The following is a 19,783-nucleotide window of genomic DNA, read 5'->3' on the forward strand; positions in this document are numbered from 1 at the left end:
GCGTCCGGATGAGAAAAGCGCGGGCAGTTCACTCGTCATTCACGCCAGAAACCGGACCGGATCGCGATTTCATCTTCACGCGAGACACCCGGCGCGAATGACCGTGGCAAGCACCCGCTCAGGCCTTGCGCAATCGATTCTTCCGGCGTGAATCGCCAAGCGGACGCGTAAACAGCCACGTCGCCAGCATGGCTGGCTGGACCCGGCCTGTCTGGTCGACGATAGCGCGCTCGGAAATGTGAATGCGGCCAAGCGGGCGGGCATGGTTGAATCGCTTGTTGACGGCATTCAGGCAGGCATCGCTGCTGAACAGATATCGATAGCCCGCCGACAGGCATCCTGCGATCACGCTGTCGGAATAAGCGCCTTGCGGGAAGGACATCGCCTCCGCAGGCCGGCCATCCAAATGGGCGGCGATCGCCTCCTGCGATTTTTCCAGCTCCTCTTCGAGGTTCGCGACCACGGTCAACGGCCGATGCGTAAAACCGTGCCCGCCGATGCAATGCGACAAGGCGGCCAGGTGCGTCAATTTATCAGCGTCAAGCATCGCGGCAGGAATATCCTCCGCAAGTGCCATCGCGCCGACGATCGCGGCGCGCACCGGCGGCTCCAACGTGCCGAGTTGCCTGATGATGCTTCTGATATGCAGTTCGTCCATCTCCTGCGAGGGCGGCGGAGCAAGCCGGATACCGTACGGTGCGAGTGCAGCTTCCACCACTGCACGGCCTTCCGGATGCGTGGCGAGGTAGCTGTACGCATGCGCCTCCCAGAACGGCAGTCTCATGTTGATTGCGCCGCCGGCGACAAACACCAATCCCGAAATGGAAAACTTCTCCATCAATGGCTGGGCGTACTCGGCCGTGTCCGCCCAGCCATTGTCGAAGGTCACCAGCAAGCTGTGCCTGGGCAATGGAGCACCTTCCTTCAATGCGGAAAATACCTGCGCAGGCGAAACGATGCGGTAGTGTCTTCGAAAGAAGCTCAGGCAATGCGCGAACGAATCCGGTGTCATCGTCCGCTCCGGATCCGCTCCCTGGTAGCGCGGATCGGACGGCGGCAGCACGCGGTGAAACATCGCGACCGTCAACTGATTCCGGTTGCGGAAACGATGATAGAGACTCAGCACGCCCAACCGATATGACAGCGCCCCCAGGAGGCGCTTCATGTTTCGGTTCCACCGGCACTGCGCGAGCGCAATGGCCGAATCATCGCGATCAGATGCGCACCCAATGCGTGCCGTGTCAGCAACATGCCGACCAACCATCCCGATGCCGCGCCTGCAATCCCTATCGCCAGCGGCAGCCAATGACGCTGGTCCGCGCTGTCCCACATGAACCTGACAAGCAGCGGCACACAGGCACTGCACAAGGTGACGAGCGCGCTCTTGCCGCATGCCCGCATCAAATCGGTAAAACGGACCGTGATCGTTTTATGCACGTACCACGAAACAACCGCCAGCGACAGGACTTCCGACGCGATGAGAGCGACGGCAACGGCTTGCAAACCGTAGATGGAGGCCAGCAGCACGGCACCGACCCGAAAGGGCTGGACGATGAGCTGGGACACGGTCGCAATGCGCACCTGGCCATTGGCCACCATGACCTGGCCGGCAAAGATCGATAGCGAAATGATTGCCCCTTCCGCGCACAGCAATTCAACGAGCGGCACCGAGGCATCCCACTGCGATCCGTACAGCGTGCGCACGATCGGATAGGCAAGCAGCGCCATTACCGCGAAAAACGGCCATGCCAGTGCCGTCAGGTATTCGATCGCCGCAAGATAGGGCCCGGCCGGATTCTTTCCCTCGCGCCGTATCTGCGCGAAGTAGGGCAACACGAGCGGCAGTAATGCGCCCGTGATCAGTTTGCCGAACAACTGGACGAGTCCATTCGCGCGGCTGAAATAACCGACCGCCGCCATGTCCATGACCTTGCCGATCACCAGATCCGGCATGTTGGTGCCCGCAATGTTAGCGGCGTTGCCGATGCTGGCGATGCCGCCGAATGACAGGATCGTCTTGATATTGCGGAACTGCGGACACCACGGAATGCCTGGGGGTCGCATGAGGTTGGCGGCAATGCCGAATGACAGAATGCCGGCAAAATTGGCCCATGCAAGGCTGACGGCGCCGAAGCCGCGCATGGCCAGCGCGATCGCCACTGCCACGTGGCACAGCGCACTAATGATCTTGATGTAGAAAAGCGTCTGCAGCCGCATCTCGCGGCGGAAAATGCCGACCAACAGCGAACCGAACGGTGAAATGGCGAAGCTCACCGCCATGATCACGAGGATCTGCTCGATCGCGGGATTGCCGTAGAAATGCGCAACCATGCCGCTGCCTCCGTACAGGACGGCGGCGACCGCCAGTGCCAGCAGGATGGCGACGCCCATCGCGGACCGGATCTTGTCCGTCGTCAAGTCGCGCTCCTGGATGATGTACTGCACCACGCCGAAGTCCCGGAACACGTGCAGCAAGGCCATCAGAAACGCGGCAACCGAGTAGGTGCCGGTGTCTTCCGGCGACAGGATGCGCGCAAGCACCAGCACCGCCAGAAAATGGATCACCAGTTCCAGGTACTGGGTCGCGAACGAGATCCCGATGGATCTCTTCGTGCTTGCGTTGCTTGTGCCGCTTGCCGGGCCGGTCATGCTTGACATGGAATCATCCTGTTTCAGCTCAACGCGCCAGCCAGCGCAGCAGTCGCGCGCCGAACCGGAACGGCGTCGCGTCCCATGGCCTGCTGCGCGGTATCTGATAGCGGTCGTGCCCCTTCGTCGCCGCGCCGATGGCGGTGGTGAATGCCGCGTCGAAACCCGCTTCCCTTGCCATCGCAACGTGGCGCGTATCGAAGTCCATGCCGGCCTTGCCGTTCGGATAGGCGAACAGGCGCACCGGACGACCGGTGATCGCTTCGAGCTGCTCTTTGCCGGCCGCGATCTCCTCGCGCGCGGCCTCGTCTTCCAGACTGGTCAGGATGGGATGGGAAATGGTGTGCGCGCCGATTTCGATCCCTGCCTGCGCCAGCTTGCAGACCTTTTCGCGGGTCAGCATCAGGCCATCGGTGCGCACACCACCCGCCATATCCTGCAGCCGCAGAGTCAAGTCATGCCTTGCCGCCGGCGGCAGGTATTTCGAATCTTCGGTCAGCCGCTGTATCGTTTGCTTGCGGTCGTCGATGGTCCGCAGCGAATATTCGGCCAATCCCGCCGCGCGCAGGTCGAGTCGTTCCCCGGGAAGGTGCCGCACGGCCTCGATGATCTTGTCGTTCCACATGACTCCCTGATCCAGATAGCCGGTCGTGACAAACACCGTCGCAGGCAGCTTGAGTTCGCTGAGTATGGGCAGGGCAACATCGTGGGTCGATGCATAGCCATCGTCGAAGGTGATGCACACCGCGCGCGGCGGCATTCTGTGCGCGACGAGCGACTGCACCGCCGCATGCAGCGGCAGCACGTTGAAGCACTCGGCGAGCAATTCCATCTGCCAGCGGAAGGTATCGACGTCCGGCTCGGAGTCCAGCAAAGGATCGAAGGATTCCATCACGCGGTGATAGTTGACGATGCATAACCTGCCGCTGCCGATTCCGCGCGGCGCGATCGCATCGCCAAGCGCGCGGATCATGTGCGACCTCCATCGGCCGAGCCTGCGTCTGGTCGTCATGGGCTCTTCCCTCCTTCACCCTGCGCCGGCGCAAGCATCATGGGCGAGGCGGCGATGCGACTTCTGGCGCTGTCCGGCTTGCGCATGATTACCTTTTCCAGCAACACCAGCAGCGCGATCAGTTCATAGTACAAATCGTAGTAGGCCAGTGAAAGGAATGCGCCGCCGACCGCGTAGCCGATGATACTGACCTGGCACATCGCGGCAAGATCGGAGGCCCACTTGAGGTCATCCCTGTTGCGGCAATACCTGACGATGCGCGTGCCGCTTCGCCATGCGCAGGCCATCAGCAGAAGAAACAGTGCGAGCCCGATGTAGCCGTGCTCGCCGAGCACCTGGAAGTAGATGCTGTGCGCGGCATGATGGTCGAGCGGCACGGGCGCATAGATGAAGAACATCTTGTGCGTGAAGACGTTGTATCCGCCGCCGAGGATATTGTCCTTGGCGACATTCGCCGCGAAATACCATGCATTGATGCGGCCCAGCGCGGACGCGTCTTCCGTGTAGTTGTCGATGGTGCCCATGCGATCGAACCATTTGTCCGGCATGGCAGAAAAAATGAGCGGCACGAGCAGGATGAGGACGATGCCGACGCGCAGCTTGTGCCGGCTTTTCAGCCACAGGAAAGTCAGCATGGCGGCGCCGGCAAGCAGCGCGCCGCGGGAGTAGGAGCCGGCAGCCGCGACGATGGTCAGCACTGCCACCGTTCCCAATCCGATGCGCAGCCATTTCCGGTGCGCGTGCAGCTGCAGAAACCAGATGATCGGCGCAGCGGTAATCAGCGCCAGGGCCAGCGCATTGTTGTCCGTGATGTAGCTTCCTTCCGGCCCCAGCACGTGGCTGCTGCCGCCGGAGCCGAGCGTGAAAGCGCCGCCCTTGAGACCGTAGAATCCCAGCGACAGGCCGGTCACCGCGGCGAAAATCTTGATGTCCTTTTCGGTATGGATCACCGCCATTGCCAGCAAGGCAATGAACAGGGTCTTCATCACGCGATCCCATTCCTTCCAGACCAGCTGCGGCTCAAGCGCGAAGAACGACGTGAAGGTCATCCATGCGATGAACGCCAGCAGCACGAGCGTCACCGGCGTCAACGGAAAGCGCTTGGGTTCCTTCGACAGCAGCACGCCGACCAGCGTGACGACCGCAATCAGCGCCGCAAACGGGAACTCGTAGGCCGCACCGTAGGTGAGCCGATGCGGATTCATCAGGCTGATCCAGGTAAACGCGAAGATGCCGATGACCGGCCGCTTCAGCATGAACGGCAGCAGCCCGAACACGATGGCAAAAAGCAGGATGTCACGCATGGCTGGACATGCGCTTGAACAGGTTGACCGCACGCTCGGCATTCGCATGCCAGGTCAGGCGTCGCTCCGAAATGGTCTTGCGCGCATTCTCGCCGGTGCTGCGGCGCAATTCGGCATCTGCGCAAAGCCGGCTGATGGCTCCGGGCAAGCCATCCTTGCATGCCGGATCGAACAGCACGGCATTGTGATCGCCGATCAGGATCTCCATGATGTTGGGCTGTGCCGGTGCGACGATCGCCTTGCCGAGTGCGAGATACTCGAACAGCTTGAGCGGCGAGGCATAGGCAACGACGGCAGGCTGCAGCGCGATGTCGAACGCGGCGACATGGTGCGCAACGTCGTCGCGTCCGACGATGCCGGTGACGGTGACGCGATGTCTGATGCCAAGTCTGTCCGCCTGCTGTTCGAGCGCGGCGCGGGCCGGGCCGTCGCCGACGATGAGCAGATGCCGCTCCGACTCCGGCACATCTTGCGCGATCATGTCGATCACCTTGTCCAGTCCATGCCAGTCGCGCACGAAGCCGGTGAAGCCGAGCACCAGCTTGCCGTGCAGGCCGAGCGCCGCCTTTGCCGCCTGCGGATCGGGCGAGCGGTCGAAACGGCCGGTGTTGATGCCGTTCGGAATCACGGCAATCCGGCTGCGCTCGACGCCGTACGATGCCACGATCTCGCCCAGCACCTGCGTCACGGGCAACACATGATCGGCGTGACGCCACGCATATCCCTGCGCCCAGCGCGCGAGCCGCTTCAACGAAATGCCGTCGTAACGCGCGCGCTCCTCGAAAATCGGCGCATTGACTTCCAGCAGCATCGGCAAGCGGTATTTGCGCTTGAGCCAGATGCCGGAAAGCAGGAACAGGTTATAGCGTTCATACAGGCAATCCGGCCGATGCAGCCGCACCGCCTGCGACAGGCGACGGTAGGCGACCAGCGAATAGGCCAGTTCCATCAGCTCGTACACGAACTTCGGCAGATAACGTTTGAGCCACGCAACGAATCCCGCATCGGAACCGAACGATTCCCTTTCCGCACTCGGCGGCGCAACGATCACGACCTCATGTCCCTGCGCGCGCAAGGCATCGATCATTTCCTCGATATGGACATACTGACCATCCTTGGAGCGCGTGCGATGGTGGTAAAGAATCTTCATCGGCTGCCCGCTCCCAGTATCTGCTCGAACATGTGAATCTGGCCTCTCGTCGTTTCATCCCAGCTGAATCCTTCCGCATAGCGTCGCGTGGCCGCATTCGCGGGATAGCGTGTACGCAGGGTCTGCACGGCGTCGGCAATACCTTGCGGCGAACGCTCGGACATCAGCACGCCGGCGTCGGGCGAACTTACCACTTCCGGCGTACCCCAGACATTGGAGGCGATCACCGGCGTGCCGCACGCCATCGACTCCAGCAGCACGTTCGCCCAGCCTTCCCGGCTCGAGGCAAGCACCATCGCATCGGCAGCGCCGTAATACTGCCGCAGCTGCGCATGAGGAACCGCTCCCAGAAAGCTGACGCGATCATGCACGCCAAGCCGTCGCGCCAGCATTTCCATGCCATCCCTGTCCGGCCCGGTGCCTGCGATCAGCAGCCGGCAATCGGGCAGCGACGGCAAGGCCTCGATGATCATGCCGTGTCCCTTGTGTTCCACCAGCTGTCCGACCGACAGCAGCGTGAACTGATTCAAGCCCAGCTCCGCGCGCCGTGCGCTGCGGTCGATCGGTTGAAACAGGTCGAGATCGACACCGTTGCGAAGCGGCACGATGCGATTGCCGTCCACCCCCAGTTCCAGCATGGCGTTCTTGAGCGCCTGGCACACCGTGATCATGCCGGCTGCGCGGCTTGCGGCCCACTGGATCAATTTTCGCGGCGCGCTGAAATTCGGGATCACGCTGATGTCGGTGCCGCGCGCGGTCACCACCACCGGCTTGTTGAAGTAACGTCCCAGCAGCACGGCAGCGATGCCGTCGGGATAAAAGTAGTGCGCGTCGATCAGGTCGAAATCGTATCCCTCGCGGATGATTTTCGTGACGACCGGGCGCATCGCCATGGCGAGAAGGAATGGCGCGAGCGTCATGCCGATTTTCGGCAATTGCGGAAAACGCGGGTGGAGCACGTCGATGCCGTGCCGCACCTCCCTTGCGGGCACGCGGGCAAAGGTGGCGTAGCGGCCGAAACGCGCATTCTTGAGCGGAAACCATGGCACCGGCGCGACGACGCGCGCCTCCACCTGACCGCTCGCCAGCAGATGACGCAGGCGATTCTCGACGAACACGCCGTGGTTCGGCTGCGCTGCGTTGGGAAACAATGTGGTGAAAGTCAGTATCTTCATCGCCTGCCGCTCAGTTTCCCGCACCATCGACACGCAGGAAGGATTCGAACATCAGCACCGACCACAAGGGCGTGCTGTAATCCTTCACGCCGGCTTCATGCTGGTCAAGCATGTGCCGCAGATACGTCTCGTTGAAAATGCCCGTGTCGAGCAGAACAGGATTCAGCACCGCCTTGCGCACCTTGTCGCGCAGCGGTCCGCGGAACCAGTCCGCGAGCGGCACCGAGAATCCCATTTTCGGCCGATACAGAATGTCGTCGGACAAATGCGGCTGCAACGATTTCTTGAAGATGTATTTTCCCTGGCCGCCATTGAGCTTGAGCGACGACGGCACACCGGATGCCCATTCGACAAACTTGTGGTCAAGCAGGGGCACGCGCACCTCCAGCGAATGCGCCATGCTGGCGCGATCCACCTTGGTGAGAATGTCGCCCGGCAGATAGGTCTTGAAATCGAGATACTGCACCATCGACAGCGGATCGTCCGTCGGCGATTGCGCGGCATGCGCGCGCATGACTTCGATGGCGCGATAGCCTTGCAGTTGCTGCCTGAAGCGGTCGCTGAAGAGTTGATCCCGCACCCGATCCGGCATGATCGACACGCCGTGGAAATAGCCCTCCACCAGATCGCGCGCAAGCGCCTCGAATGTGGTCTTGGCACGGAACATGCGCGGCGCCCAGTCGGCCTTCGGATAGACCTTGCCAAGCGTACCGAACAGCGGCTTGCGAATTGCAAGCGGCATCATCGACCGCACGCGCTGCTCCGCCATCGCGTAACGATAGCGCCGGTAGCCGGCGAAGATCTCGTCGCCGCCATCGCCGGACAGCGCAACAGTGACGCGCTTCTTCGCCAGCTGGCAGACGCGGTAAGTGGGAATCGCGGAACTGTCGGCATAGGGTTCGTCGTACAGGCCGGCCAGCTTGTCGATCAGGCTGACATCATCCGCATCCACGGTTTCGGTGTGATGGCGTGTTGCGTAGCGTTGCGCAACCTGTGCGGCGAAAACGGATTCGTCGTAGCCCGGATTGTTGAAGGCGATCGAACAGGTATTGATGCTGTCGTTCATCAGCCCCGCCATCGTCGCCACGACGCCGGCCGAATCGACGCCGCCGGAAAGGAATGCGCCCAGCGGCACTTCGGCGACCAGATGCGAGTTGACAGCGTCGCGCAACTGCTCGATCAGTTCCTCTTCGACACTCGCCTGCGCAGCCGTGGCCGCCACCTTGAACGCGAGGTCCCAATAGCGCTTCGGCGTGGCGCAGGCATCGCCCGCCTTCATGGTCAGCGTATGGCCGGGCGGCAGCTTGAAGGCATGCCTGTAGATCGTGCGCGGTTCGGGAACATAGCCGTAGGCGAAGTAATCCTCCACGGCACAAGGATCGATCTCGCGCGGCAATTGCGGAAATGCCTTCAGCGATTTCAGTTCGGAGCCGAAGATGAATGTGCCGTCCGGCAGCAGTGCGTAGTACAGCGGCTTGATACCGAGGCGATCGCGTGCGAGAAAAAGCGTCTTCCGATTGCGGTCCCACAGCGCGAACGCAAACATGCCGCGAAAGCGTTGCACGCAGGTTTCGCCCCATTGCTCCCATGCATGGACGATCACCTCGGTGTCGGAACGGGTGCGGAAGACGTGGCCGAGCGCCAGCAGTTCGTCCATCAATTCATGGAAGTTGTAGATCTCGCCGTTGAACACGATGGCAACGCTGTTGTCCTCGTTGAACAGCGGTTGCTGACCGGTAGACACATCGATGATGGACAGTCTGCGGTGACCGAGGCCGACCCCTCGTTCCGTGTGCAGTCCGCCCTCATCCGGGCCGCGATGATGCTGCGTTTCGTTCATCCGCGACAGCAGCTGCCGGTCGATTTCCCGCTCGCCGCGCGTATCGAAAATGCCGACTATTCCACACATGATTTGATGGGTTCCCTGAATTTCGTTTTGGTTGTGCGCAGCGCATCGTAGAGGCCGGCATAAGCCGACACCATGGCGTCAATGCTGTAATTGCGTTCCACTCTTTCCCGCCCCGCCACGCCATGACGTGCCGCAAGCGCCGGCTGCCGGCAGTAGGACGCCAATGCCTCCGCAAGCGCCTCGGCATCCGATGGCGGGACCAGTGTGCCGGTCTGGCCGTCGACGACAACTTCGGGAATGCCGCCGACACGTGTCGCGACGACCGGCAGGCCGGCGGACATGGCTTCCAGAATGGTCACCGGCGTGCCTTCGGCAATCGAGGGCAACGCGAATACGGAGAATGTCCGCATCAGTTCGGCAATGTCGCTGCGCGCGCCGGGTAACCACACCAGATCGGCAAGACCGGCCGCCGCGACTTTCTCCTTGAGGGCAGGAAGCAGCGGACCGTCGCCGACGATGACCAGGCGCGGTTGTGGCAGATTTTCCGGAATCCGATTTCGCAGCAGAATGAAGGCATCGACCAGCCCCAGATGGTTCTTCACATCCTGGATCCGGCCGACAGTACCGATCACACATTGACTTGCAGCGACCGCCGCACCTTGAGAATCAGGCTGGAAGCGCGTGGTATCGACACCATTGTTGATCAGCATGTTCTTGCGGTCCGGCACGCCGACGGCATGCTTGAGCCATCGCTGCAGGTCTGCCGAAACGGGCACCCAACGGTCGACAATGGGAATGAGCAGGCGGCGCAGCAGATTGTGCTTGACGTTCTTTCCTTCCGGGTCGCGCGCATCGCGGCCATGCTCGGCGTGGATGCGAACCGGCACGCCGGCCAGCCATGCCGCCATCGCGTATTCGGCCGCCGCAAGGTTGTAGGTATGCAGCACAGCGGGCCGCAAGCGCCGCAACAGTTTCCAGACCTCGGCATGGATGCCCAGCCCGAGCCCGGGCGGCTTGTGCAAGGCGAATATCTCCACGCCGGGGCGGGTGATTTTTTTGGAGAACTCGGTGTAGTCCGTCAGGCAGACAATCGCGTGACGATAGCGGTCGGCCGGCATGCGATTGATGCACTCGACGAGCAGGGTCTCCAGCCCGCCGAAATCGAGGCGGTAGATCAGGTGAACGACGAGAGGCGTGTTGTTCATCTCAATGGTCGCCACGGTGATTCCTGTTGCCGGCAAGCGCAACCTCCAGCGCATTCAGGTTTGCGCCAAGGAAATCGCGCAGCGCGGCGCGCGCCTCGTCCGGATTGTCGGCATAAGGCGCGAATACCATCATTGCCGCCCCATCGTCGCCGCGCATCAGGAACTTTTCCTTCGCCTGCAGCAGCTTGCCGAGATAGTCGTTGGTCGTGAACCTGCCGTCGATCCAGTACCAGTACCAGACCAGCAATGGCCCCGACGGTCCCTGAATCCGCGCTTCGCGCAATGCCAGCATTTGCTGTGAAATGATTTCACTGCGCGCCGAAGTATTCACCCTGCGCCAGTGCGGATCCTTGTCGGCCACCAACCTGTTGGTCGAACTGATCAAGCCCTCGCCACGCATCTGATTGCGGTAATACATGATGGACACGCCGACCTTCTGCGCGTCGCGTTCGAAGAACCGGTACAGCTCTGCCTTGGGAGGGAAGTAGCGCGGCTTCCAGTCAGTGAAGGCCACGGCCTCGCTCCACTGCGCCTTGAAATCGCCGAATTCGATCGGCGAAGGATTCGCGACTGCGCGTTCGATGTACAAGGCGTAGAGCGGCCATATCGCGACGCACACCACCACGCCAGTGGCGGCGGCAAGAATGCGCCTGCGTGACACGGAGACATCGCGCGCCTGCGGCCGGCCTTGCTCTGCGGCGCGCGGCTGTTCCTCCGCCTCGCGCCAGAAACTGCCGATCCAGAACATCAGGAACATGACGAGTCCGAAGAACAGCCAGCCGTAAATCAGGTGATCCACGCCCACCGCCAACTGCATGCCGCTCACATGTCCGATCATCACGATCATGTAGGCGCGCAAGCCGTTGGCAATGATCGGCACGGCGATCGACACCAATATGAACATCGCGCGGCGAAGCGGCGAACGATAGCTCAGGTATGCGTAAATGCAGCCGAGCGTGAACGAGGAAATCAGGTAGCGCACGCCGCTGCACGCCTCCACAACGGACCAGCTGCCGCTCGGAATGGTGAAATTGCTGCCTTCGCGCAGGACCGGGATGCCCGTCAGCTGAAGTGCCGCGACCGTGAAATCCGCAGTGAATGCAATCAGCGGCTCGATGAAGATTTCGCCGAAGGGCACCGCAAGCAAAAGGAACAACAGCGGGAATGCCATCGACCAGGCCATGCGCGGGCCGAGTATCGCCAGCGCCGCGATCGGCACCATCGCAACCAGTGCGTATTGCCGCACGACCTGTACATCGCCCAGCTCGGCCAGCAACCAGCCGAAGCCGCATGCAGCCAGCAGCAGAAAGGCGGGCCAGCATGGCGCCGGCTGCCGCGTCGACAGTTCGTCGCGCCGCTTCCATATCAACCACAGGCTGATCGGCAGAATGATGTAGCCGTGCGCAAAGGTTTCCGAACTGTTCCAGATGGAGACAATCGACCGTGCGGTATCGAAGTAAATGGCGAAGGGCGCGAACAGGGCCAGCGCAATTGCGAGGCCTGTAACCAGCGTCATCGGTTGAACCCGTGCCGAAATCACAGACAGACTCCCTCTTCAAGCTGCGCCACCTCATCGGAACCGCGCGCGTCGGAATCGAGCAATGCATCCACCCGTGCGAGGCTGCTGCCCCAGGAGTATTCCGATTCGACCTTGTTGCGCGCCACGCCGCCCATGACGTTGTCCGGACGCGCCAGCGCCGCCGAAACGGCAGCAGCGAATTGCTGCGCATTGTCCGCCTGCACAAGATCGCGCCCGGATTGCGCATCGATTCCCTCAAGCGCCTGGGGGGATACCACGACCTGCTTCGCCATCGCCATCGCTTCCAGCACCTTGTTCTGGATGCCGCGCGCAATGCGCAGCGGCGCGACCGCGACACGCGCATGCGCCAGATAGGGCCGGACGTCCGGCACTGCCCCCGTTACGCGCACGCCAGGCAATGCGGCAAGCGCCCGCACCTGCGCCGAGGGCCGCGTTCCGACAATGTAAAAGACCGCCCTGCTGTCATTGGCCAGAATGGCGGGCATCGCTTCGCGCGCAAACCACTGCACCGCATCCACGTTGGGCCAGTAATCCATCGCGCCGGTGAATACGATGGCGGCTTCATCGGCCGCGTATGGGTTGGCGTAGGCACGTTCCGGTGAAAAATATTCGGTATCCACGCCATTGTTGAAGAAGCCGGTCTTGCTCGCGCTTTCGGGTGCCAGCTTCCGGAACAATGCGGCTTCGGCCGGCGACACGAACAGGGAGGCATCAAACGCGCTCGCCACCTGCCGCTCGTAGCGCAGCAGCTGACGTCCTTCGCGCCGGTACAGCCAGCTCATGGGCCACAGTTTGCTGTCCGCGTATTGCCGCCATTTGTCCGAATCGATATCGACGAAATCGATGATGCGTCGCGCCTGCGGAAATTCCGTTGCGTACTGCGCCATGGCGGACGAGAACACCAGGATTTTCGCGACAGGCTCCTCCTTCATCAGCCGCCCCACCCAATCCCGCAAGCCTGCATCGCGGTAATAGTCGAGCGTCAACGGCCGGTTGGCCGCAAGCGCGCCGAGACTGCGCACACGCGCAATGCGCGGATTCAGCTCCGCGAAGTGCGTCTGGCCACAACATTGCCTGACCGTATCGATGTATTGCCGGTCCGCCGGATCATCGATGAACGTCCCCAGGTGCACGCGGTAACGCTGCGCAAGATGCCTGAGCAAATGCCAGGAACGGATCTTGTCGCCTTTATTGGGCGGATACGGGATGCGATGCACCAGGAAGAGCAAATGTTCCACGCCGTTACCCCAGGTTCTTGACGATATGGGGACCAAGCGCATTCGCCACCGGCAGCGGCAGGCGCTGCCAGAGCTTGATGAACAGGCGATACTTGGGGTTCAGGGGATTGGTATCCGGCACGGCCTTCGACTGATGCAACTGGTATTCGTAGTGCAGCGGCTGCGGCGCGAAGCCCCAATTCTTCTTGAAATCGAAGGAGCCCGTGCCGCACTTGCTGCGGCCGAAATCGAACACCTTGCAGCCCTTTTCGCAGGCGCGCCGCATCAGCTCCCAATACATGAAATCGTTGCCGGCCACCTCGCGCGCCTCGCTGGTGCCGCCGCCGTAGTAAGGCAGCACTTCGTCGCGGAAGTAGAAACTCATCACACTGCTGACAACCCGTCCGTCGCGGGTGATCGACATGACCTCGCAATCGTCGGCGAAGGTTTCCTTGAGCAGGCGAAAAAATTTCCTCGAAAACACCGGCGTGCCGAGTCGATGCACGCTGGCGGAATACGCGGCGAAGAAGCGCTCGACATGGTCGTCGATCTCGCTGTGCAAGCCGGCCTTGATGCCCTTGCGCACCATCGCGCGCTGCTTCTTCGGGATCGCGAGCATGTTCTCCTCCTCGCCCGGCAGGATCTCCTTGCGGAAGGTGACATACAGCGACTTGGTGTGCCAATCCGCATGCCGCGGCGTCATGTTGCGGTATTCCAGATGGCCGACCTGCAGTTCTGCTGCGAGCTTTTGCGCGGCAAGGTCCAATACCTCTGCCGCCGAATCCGACACCGCAGCCACGCCGCCATAGACGCAAAACGGCAGGGACGCGAGCGAATGCCCGAACAGCCGGCTCTTGATCTGCGCAAGCGGCAGCACGCCCTGAATCTCGCCATTGAGCTCGGCATAGTAGAACCAGGTCTTGCGCCCGAATGCACGCTCGATCACCGATTGCCAGCCGGCGCGATGAAAGAAGGTGGCTTGCGGACAGCGCGCGACGAACGCATCCCACCGGTCCGCATCCTCTGGCCGCATGAGATGAATGGTCGGAGCCGGAGCGGACGTCGCTTCGTTCTCCGCTGGCAACTGCGCCTGAAAATGATCGATCACCGCGCTCATGCTTTTTCCAGAAAAATCCTGTCCATGCGATCCCATCGAAAATCGCGCGTCAATGCCTTGAGGCGTCCCTCCATCCGGTCCAGATTCACGTAATGGCGAAAACGCGTTTTCATGCCGATGTTCTTCTGGCGCGGCTGACCGGGATCCAGCTCCCATGGATGGAAATAGAAAATGCCGGATTGCCTGTCGTGCCGATTCACGTGACGCAGGAACCAGCGCGACACCTGATACGGGAAGAAGCGGAAATATCCGCCCCCGCCGGCGGGCAGATTCCTTTGCATGACGCGCACGGTCGTGATCGGCAATTCAAGCAGTCCGTCTCGACCGTTCGGATAAAAGGCGAAGCGCGGTGCATCCGGCATGCCGTAATGATCGTGCCGCACCGGATATATGCTGGAGCTGTAGCGGTAACCGGCCTGCCGCAGAGCATCCAGCGCCCACAGGTTGCGGGTGCCGATCGAGAAGCTCGGCGCGCGGTATCCCAGCACTTGCCGGCCGCCGATATCTTCCAGCAGCGCCTTGCTGCGGCCGATATCGTCCATGAATTCATCCTCATTCTGGTCGGACGCCCTGCGATGGGCGTAGCCATGGCTCGCGAGCTCATGGTCGCTGTCAACGATGCGCCTGACCATCGCGGGATAACGCTCTGCGATCCAGCCCAGGGTGAAAAAGGTGGCCTTGATGCCGCCCTCGTCGAGCAGGGCAAGAATGCGGTCGATGTTTCGCTCCACGCGGCAGGGCTGCGATGGCCAGCTCTCCCGCGGAATATGCGAATCGAAAGCGGAAACCTGAAAGTAATCTTCCACGTCGATCGTCATCGCATTGCGTATCGGCGAAGTCTGCATGTCGTCGGTCCGGGTCATGGTATTCATCGGTTGTCAGTGTCGAGGCGTTGCATCCAGCCATTCCTGAATGGCCAACGCAATGCGTTTTGCCGCATTGCCGTCCCACAGTTCGGGAATCCGCCCCCGTTTGCCGCCGGTGCGCATCACATCATCAAATGCCGCGAGAATCCGTTCCGGATCACGGCCGACAATCGTGTTGGTCCCCTCGGTCGCCGTGATGGGCCGTTCCGTATTCTCCCGAAGCGTCACGCAGGGAATGCCGAGTGCCGTGGTTTCTTCCTGCAATCCGCCGGAATCGGTCAGCACTATGCGCGCATCCTTCATCAGGCCCAGCATCTGCAGATAGCCCACGGGCGGCAACTGCAAAATGGTCGGCGCATCCAGTATCCGGGCGAGCCCGAACCTTTCCACCATTTGGCGGGTACGCGGATGAACAGGAAAAATCACCGGCAGCCTGACGGACATTTCACGCACGCATTCGAGCAGCGTGCGCAGCGTCGCCGCATCGTCGACGTTGGACGGTCGATGGAGGGTGAGGACCGCGTATCCGTCGCGGCCATCGAGGAATCGTGCGCGACCGGCATCCTCGAGAATCTGCGACACGGACGCGGCCTTTCCCACATTGTGTCGCAGGGTATCGATCATGACGTTGCCGACGAAGCGGATGCGGGACTCGTCGATCCCCTCACGCAGCAGATTGCCGCATCCCTCGCGCTCGGTGACAAACAGCAGATCGGAAATCTGGTCCGTCATCACCCGATTGATTTCCTCGGGCATGCTGCGGTCAAAGCTGCGCAGGCCGGCTTCCACATGGATCACCGGAATGTTTTTTTTCGCCGCCACCAGGGCGCAGGCGAGCGTGGAATTCACGTCGCCGACGACAAGCACGGCCGACGGAGGCGACGCATCCAGCGTCGACTCGAACCGCAGCATCACGTTCGCGGTTTGCTCCGCATGGCTTCCCGATCGCACTTCCAGATTGATGTCGGGCTGCGGAATGCCGAGCGCATCGAAATACTGGCCGTTCATCGCCGCATCGTAGTGCTGACCGGTATGCACCAGTTGTGCATGCACATTCGGCGTCAGGTCCCGGAACGCGGCCATGATTGGCGCGATCTTCATGAAATTCGGGCGCGCGCCCACAATGCAGGTGATGCGGTGCGGTGATTCTGGTGATGAAAAGGATGCTGTCATTGCATTGTTGTCATGAGCGATTTTTCGACGCCAGCGACGAGAGCAATCGTTCCACTGCGGTCAAGGCCATGGAAATGGAACGCTCCATCCCGGAAATACGATCATCCACGCTTTCCGTCTTGAGCATGGGCGGTTCCGCGGGCACGAGCGGCACCACATTGGATGCTCGCGGAATTTCCATGGGCGCCACAGGAAGCGAGAACTCCTGCTGGATATCGGCGATCACCTGCTTCACTTCCGAACTCGTGAATGCATGAATCTCCTCCAGATATCCCATCAGGAAAAGGCGGTCGCAGAGCGTGTTGATCTTGCGCGGAATGCCTCCCGCGTAGGCATGGATGGCTGCGAAGGCGTCTTCGCCGAGCGACGGATCGCCGCGCCAGCCGACCTTGTGCAGCCGATGCTCGATATAGGACTGCGTCTCCGCCGCATCCATCGGCCCCAGATGATAGGTCGCAGTCACTCGCTGCAGCAGCTGCTGCATGTTGGGGCCGAGCAGGATTCTTCTGAATTCGGGCTGGCCGAGCAGGAAAGTCTGCAGCAACGGGCGGTCTGCAGTCTGGAAGTTGGACAGCATCCTCAGTTCCTCGACCGCGCGCGGCGTCAGGTTCTGCGCCTCGTCCACCACCAGCAATGCGCGCCTGCCCTGCTGGTCGCATTGGCGAAGGAAGTGTTCGAGCCGCGTCAGCAGAACGGCCTTGCCGACACCTTCGCAGGCCAGTCCGAACGCCGACGCAACGAGCCGCAATATATCGTCCGAATCGACATGCGTATTGACGATTTGCGCAGCGACGATCCGCTCCGACTCCACCTTCCGCAACAGATTGCGCATCAGCGTGGTCTTGCCCGCGCCGATTTCGCCGGTGATGACAATGAAGCCCTCGCCCTGCGACAAGCCGTAATCGAGGTAGGCCATGGCCCGTTTGTGCCCCTTGCTTCCGAAGAAGAAGTGCGGATCCGGTTTTAACTGGAATGGCTTGGCGCTGAAGCCGAAATATGATTCATACATCGCTTGTGTGACTCCGTCAGAACCCCATCAAGAGGGAGGCCGTAATGGCGTTTTCCCGAAAATCCGAGTTGCTTTCGCTGGATGCGTGCCGCAGTCGCCGGTACTCGATAACGCCTTTCAGGCGTGGCTGGAATTGCCGCACCAGCGCCAGCCGGAACGATTTGTCGTTGTCCCTTCGTCCCGTCGATATCGAATGTGCCCGGGTATAGCCGGCGCCGAAATTGAGGCTGGTGCGCGACGAGAGCCGCCAGTTCCAAACTGCGTTCGCGCCAAACTGCCGCGTGTTGTCTTCCAGCAGTGCATTCGCGGCACCGAGCAGGGCATTGTCAATCGCCTGCGTCGATTGGCCGTCGCGCCGCGTATTGAACAGACTGAGCACAAGGGTGTTTTTCGCGCTGTTCAAGGCGACCGAGGCTTGTGCCGTTTTCTGGAGAAACACGCGATTGGTGAATGTATTCACGGCCTGCGCAAGCGAAGCGGGAAGCCCCGTGCTGCGGATGAAGGCGTCGACGACCTGGGCGCGTGTTTCGGAGTCCGGGATGCTGCTTTTCCAGAGCTGATTCAGGAAGCCGGCAGTGTCGATCGTCATGGGAACCGCGAACTGCGACTGCGTGGTGGTGATGTCTTCGTGATAGCCCACGCTCCAGACCGTGTTGCGGGTACGGTGGCTTGCAGCGAGCGAATAGCTGGCGCCATAGAACCTTCTGCCGGCCGAGGCCGTGATGCTCGTCCTCTCCGACGGCGTCCAGACGAATCCCGCAGACCAGAAATAGCCGGATGGCTGCTCCCCGATCGAGAGATAGTTATTGTCTTCATGGCCCACCGACGTGGTCAGGCTGAATCGCGGCGAAATCAGATAGCGCAGGTTGAGCGCGATCTCTTCCATTTCAAGCGTCGCGGCATCGCTGTAGTGCGTTTTTTGATTGCTGTACTGAACACCCCAGCCAAGCGACTTGAATGCAGGACCGCTATTCAGATTGAACAGAACGCGATCCGATTCCGTGTCCAGCAGCGAACCGGTGCTCGTATCGACCGCATCACGCGTATAGCGCAACTGCGCCGTGGCGGTTTGGCCGAAACGATGCCGAAGATGAGGACTGACATTCCATGTCCGCACGTCAGCGCGATTGTCGGTCAGATTCAGGTTGCTGTTCGTCTGCGGTCCGAATGGGGAAACGTTTTGCTGACTGATGGCCGCCTTGCCGTCCAAAAAAAAAAGTTCCTCGACCAGTTCCGCGTTGGCCCGCGCATTCAGCATGTGGTTCGTCGAGATTCCGCTGCGCTCACGCGCATAGGCGAGGTTCTGCATCACGTAGTCGGCCTTCACATGCAGGCCGCGTCCTGTTCCGGCAATCGCGATTCCCGGCGAGATCTGGGTCACGAAATCGCTGGTTGCAGAACCCGACGGAGAAAGCCGCAGGTTGTCGGTATAAGTCTCGGCAATGTCCAGCGCAGGAGTGAACTTCCACTCCGCGGCCATCGTTGGCGGACAAAGCGCCAGCGCCACGACAGCAGCGGTTCCGGCGAGCCGCCAGGAGTTTTTCTCCAACCGATTCCTTCCCGCGGTCTTAGTTGTAGTACGACCCATAGTAACTTCCACCGGGGAATTTTTCCGCTTTGTTATAGACGAGATTGACGTTGGCCGACGATGGTCCGAGCTGACGGATGGCCTCCTTGACGGCATGCTGAGTGGTCGACTCGGCTTCCACCACGAGCACGATCTGCCCCATCTGGCTGGCAAGGACACGCGCCTCGGTTGTCGGCAGCAATGGCGGCGAGTCAAATATGATGATGCGATCGGGGTAACGGCTGGCGATTTCTTCCAGCAAGTTGGTCATCGCCTGGCTTGCCAGCAGTTCAGTTGCATGTTTGTGACTTGTACCGGCCGGCAGGATGCGCAGACGATCGATATTTGTCTTGAGCAGCACATCGCTCAACTGCAGGCTCCTGTCGAGCAGAATGTCCATCAAGCCAACTTCCGACTGGAACCCCAGCGCACGCGGCACCGAAGGCCGTGCGATGTCGGCATCGACCAGCAACACGGTGTGATCCTTTTCCATGGCAATGCTGAGTGCCAGATTGATCGCGCAAAAAGTCTTTCCCTCGCCCGGCAATGCACTGGTCACCATGATCAGATTGCCGCGCCTTGCACCCGACTTTTGATTGAACGCCTTGTCGATCAAGGGACGCTTGATCAGCCTGAATTCTTCCGCAATGGCGCTTCGCTCCCCATCCGGACTGACCATCCCCGTTCGCTGCAGTTGCGCGGGATTGATATCGACCTGCGTGAACAACTGCGTGTCGGGATTGCCGGAACGCGGTGCTTTGGGGGCAGGCGTCGGCAAGGGCCGCTGCTCGAATGTCTCGTGAGTCATGGTCATCGGGGACGACGTGGCATCCCTCTTTTTCTGATCCAGTTTTCCCGCTGCTTTTTCAATGATGCTCACACTGACTCCCCGATGTGTAACTGCCCGCTCTTGCGTTGTCGGTCAGACTGCATTGTCGTGACGCTCACGC

At 61.1% G+C, this 19,783-nt stretch carries 16 protein-coding genes; all 16 read right to left on the bottom strand.

The annotated features are described in order from the left end of the window. Window positions 1-118: 118 nt before the first annotated feature. Genes D3870_RS14475 through D3870_RS14550 form a run of 16 tightly spaced genes read right to left on the bottom strand, consistent with a single transcriptional unit; the run spans window position 119 to window position 19,641 of the window. Window positions 119-1,165 (bottom strand): polysaccharide deacetylase family protein, encoded by a 1,047-nt coding sequence (locus D3870_RS14475; protein WP_158590473.1) that lies wholly within the window; start codon window positions 1,163-1,165, stop codon window positions 119-121. After that, on the bottom strand, window positions 1,162-2,658 hold the full coding sequence (locus tag D3870_RS14480) for an oligosaccharide flippase family protein (RefSeq protein ID WP_119740149.1): 1,497 nt from the start codon (window positions 2,656-2,658) through the stop codon (window positions 1,162-1,164). Before D3870_RS14480 ends, D3870_RS14475 begins: the two co-directional genes overlap by 4 nt. A 19-nt stretch (window positions 2,659-2,677) precedes the next feature. Continuing rightward, the gene (locus tag D3870_RS14485; protein ID WP_119740151.1) at window positions 2,678-3,622 is read right to left on the bottom strand and encodes a polysaccharide deacetylase family protein; all 945 of its coding nucleotides are present in this window, start codon (window positions 3,620-3,622) and stop codon (window positions 2,678-2,680) included. Between the two features lie 35 nt (window positions 3,623-3,657). Beyond that, window positions 3,658-4,965: a putative O-glycosylation ligase, exosortase A system-associated gene (locus D3870_RS14490; protein ID WP_158590474.1), complete on the bottom strand. Its 1,308-nt coding sequence runs from the start codon at window positions 4,963-4,965 to the stop codon at window positions 3,658-3,660. Continuing rightward, on the bottom strand, window positions 4,958-6,115 hold the full coding sequence (locus tag D3870_RS14495; protein ID WP_119740155.1) for a glycosyltransferase family 4 protein: 1,158 nt from the start codon (window positions 6,113-6,115) through the stop codon (window positions 4,958-4,960). Before D3870_RS14495 ends, D3870_RS14490 begins: the two co-directional genes overlap by 8 nt. Continuing rightward, complete coding sequence (locus tag D3870_RS14500) at window positions 6,112-7,290, bottom strand: glycosyltransferase family 4 protein (protein ID WP_119742161.1); 1,179 nt, start codon at window positions 7,288-7,290, stop codon at window positions 6,112-6,114. Before D3870_RS14500 ends, D3870_RS14495 begins: the two co-directional genes overlap by 4 nt. A gap of 10 nt (window positions 7,291-7,300) precedes the next feature. Continuing rightward, window positions 7,301-9,199 carry an XrtA/PEP-CTERM system amidotransferase gene (locus tag D3870_RS14505; protein WP_119740157.1) on the bottom strand — a complete coding sequence of 633 codons (1,899 nt, stop codon included), beginning with the start codon at window positions 9,197-9,199 and terminating at the stop codon, window positions 7,301-7,303. After that, complete coding sequence (locus D3870_RS14510; protein ID WP_340638445.1) at window positions 9,187-10,359, bottom strand: TIGR03088 family PEP-CTERM/XrtA system glycosyltransferase; 1,173 nt, start codon at window positions 10,357-10,359, stop codon at window positions 9,187-9,189. Before D3870_RS14510 ends, D3870_RS14505 begins: the two co-directional genes overlap by 13 nt. Continuing rightward, window positions 10,346-11,860 carry an exosortase A gene (xrtA, locus tag D3870_RS14515; protein ID WP_119740160.1) on the bottom strand — a complete coding sequence of 505 codons (1,515 nt, stop codon included), beginning with the start codon at window positions 11,858-11,860 and terminating at the stop codon, window positions 10,346-10,348. Before xrtA ends, D3870_RS14510 begins: the two co-directional genes overlap by 14 nt. Window positions 11,861-11,880: 20 nt before the next feature. Next, complete coding sequence (locus tag D3870_RS14520) at window positions 11,881-13,122, bottom strand: TIGR03087 family PEP-CTERM/XrtA system glycosyltransferase (protein WP_119740162.1); 1,242 nt, start codon at window positions 13,120-13,122, stop codon at window positions 11,881-11,883. A 4-nt stretch (window positions 13,123-13,126) separates the two neighbouring features. Continuing rightward, entirely contained in the window at window positions 13,127-14,218 is a 1,092-nt protein-coding gene (locus D3870_RS14525) for a FemAB family XrtA/PEP-CTERM system-associated protein (RefSeq protein ID WP_119740164.1), read from the bottom strand. Further along, window positions 14,215-15,090 (bottom strand): XrtA system polysaccharide deacetylase, encoded by an 876-nt coding sequence (locus D3870_RS14530; RefSeq protein WP_422879649.1) that lies wholly within the window; start codon window positions 15,088-15,090, stop codon window positions 14,215-14,217. Before D3870_RS14530 ends, D3870_RS14525 begins: the two co-directional genes overlap by 4 nt. A 6-nt stretch (window positions 15,091-15,096) precedes the next feature. After that, window positions 15,097-16,257 (bottom strand): non-hydrolyzing UDP-N-acetylglucosamine 2-epimerase, encoded by a 1,161-nt coding sequence (wecB, locus tag D3870_RS14535; protein WP_119740166.1) that lies wholly within the window; start codon window positions 16,255-16,257, stop codon window positions 15,097-15,099. A 10-nt stretch (window positions 16,258-16,267) separates the two neighbouring features. After that, the gene (locus tag D3870_RS14540) at window positions 16,268-17,266 is read right to left on the bottom strand and encodes an XrtA/PEP-CTERM system-associated ATPase (protein ID WP_119740167.1); all 999 of its coding nucleotides are present in this window, start codon (window positions 17,264-17,266) and stop codon (window positions 16,268-16,270) included. Window positions 17,267-17,282: 16 nt separating this feature from the next. Further along, on the bottom strand, window positions 17,283-18,815 hold the full coding sequence (locus D3870_RS14545; RefSeq protein ID WP_158590475.1) for a TIGR03016 family PEP-CTERM system-associated outer membrane protein: 1,533 nt from the start codon (window positions 18,813-18,815) through the stop codon (window positions 17,283-17,285). 19 nt (window positions 18,816-18,834) lie between these two features. Then, entirely contained in the window at window positions 18,835-19,641 is an 807-nt protein-coding gene (locus D3870_RS14550; protein ID WP_119742165.1) for an XrtA-associated tyrosine autokinase, read from the bottom strand. Window positions 19,642-19,783 lie beyond the last annotated feature (142 nt).

The organism is Noviherbaspirillum cavernae (assembly GCF_003590875.1).
Lineage (GTDB): Bacteria > Pseudomonadota > Gammaproteobacteria > Burkholderiales > Burkholderiaceae_D > Noviherbaspirillum > Noviherbaspirillum cavernae.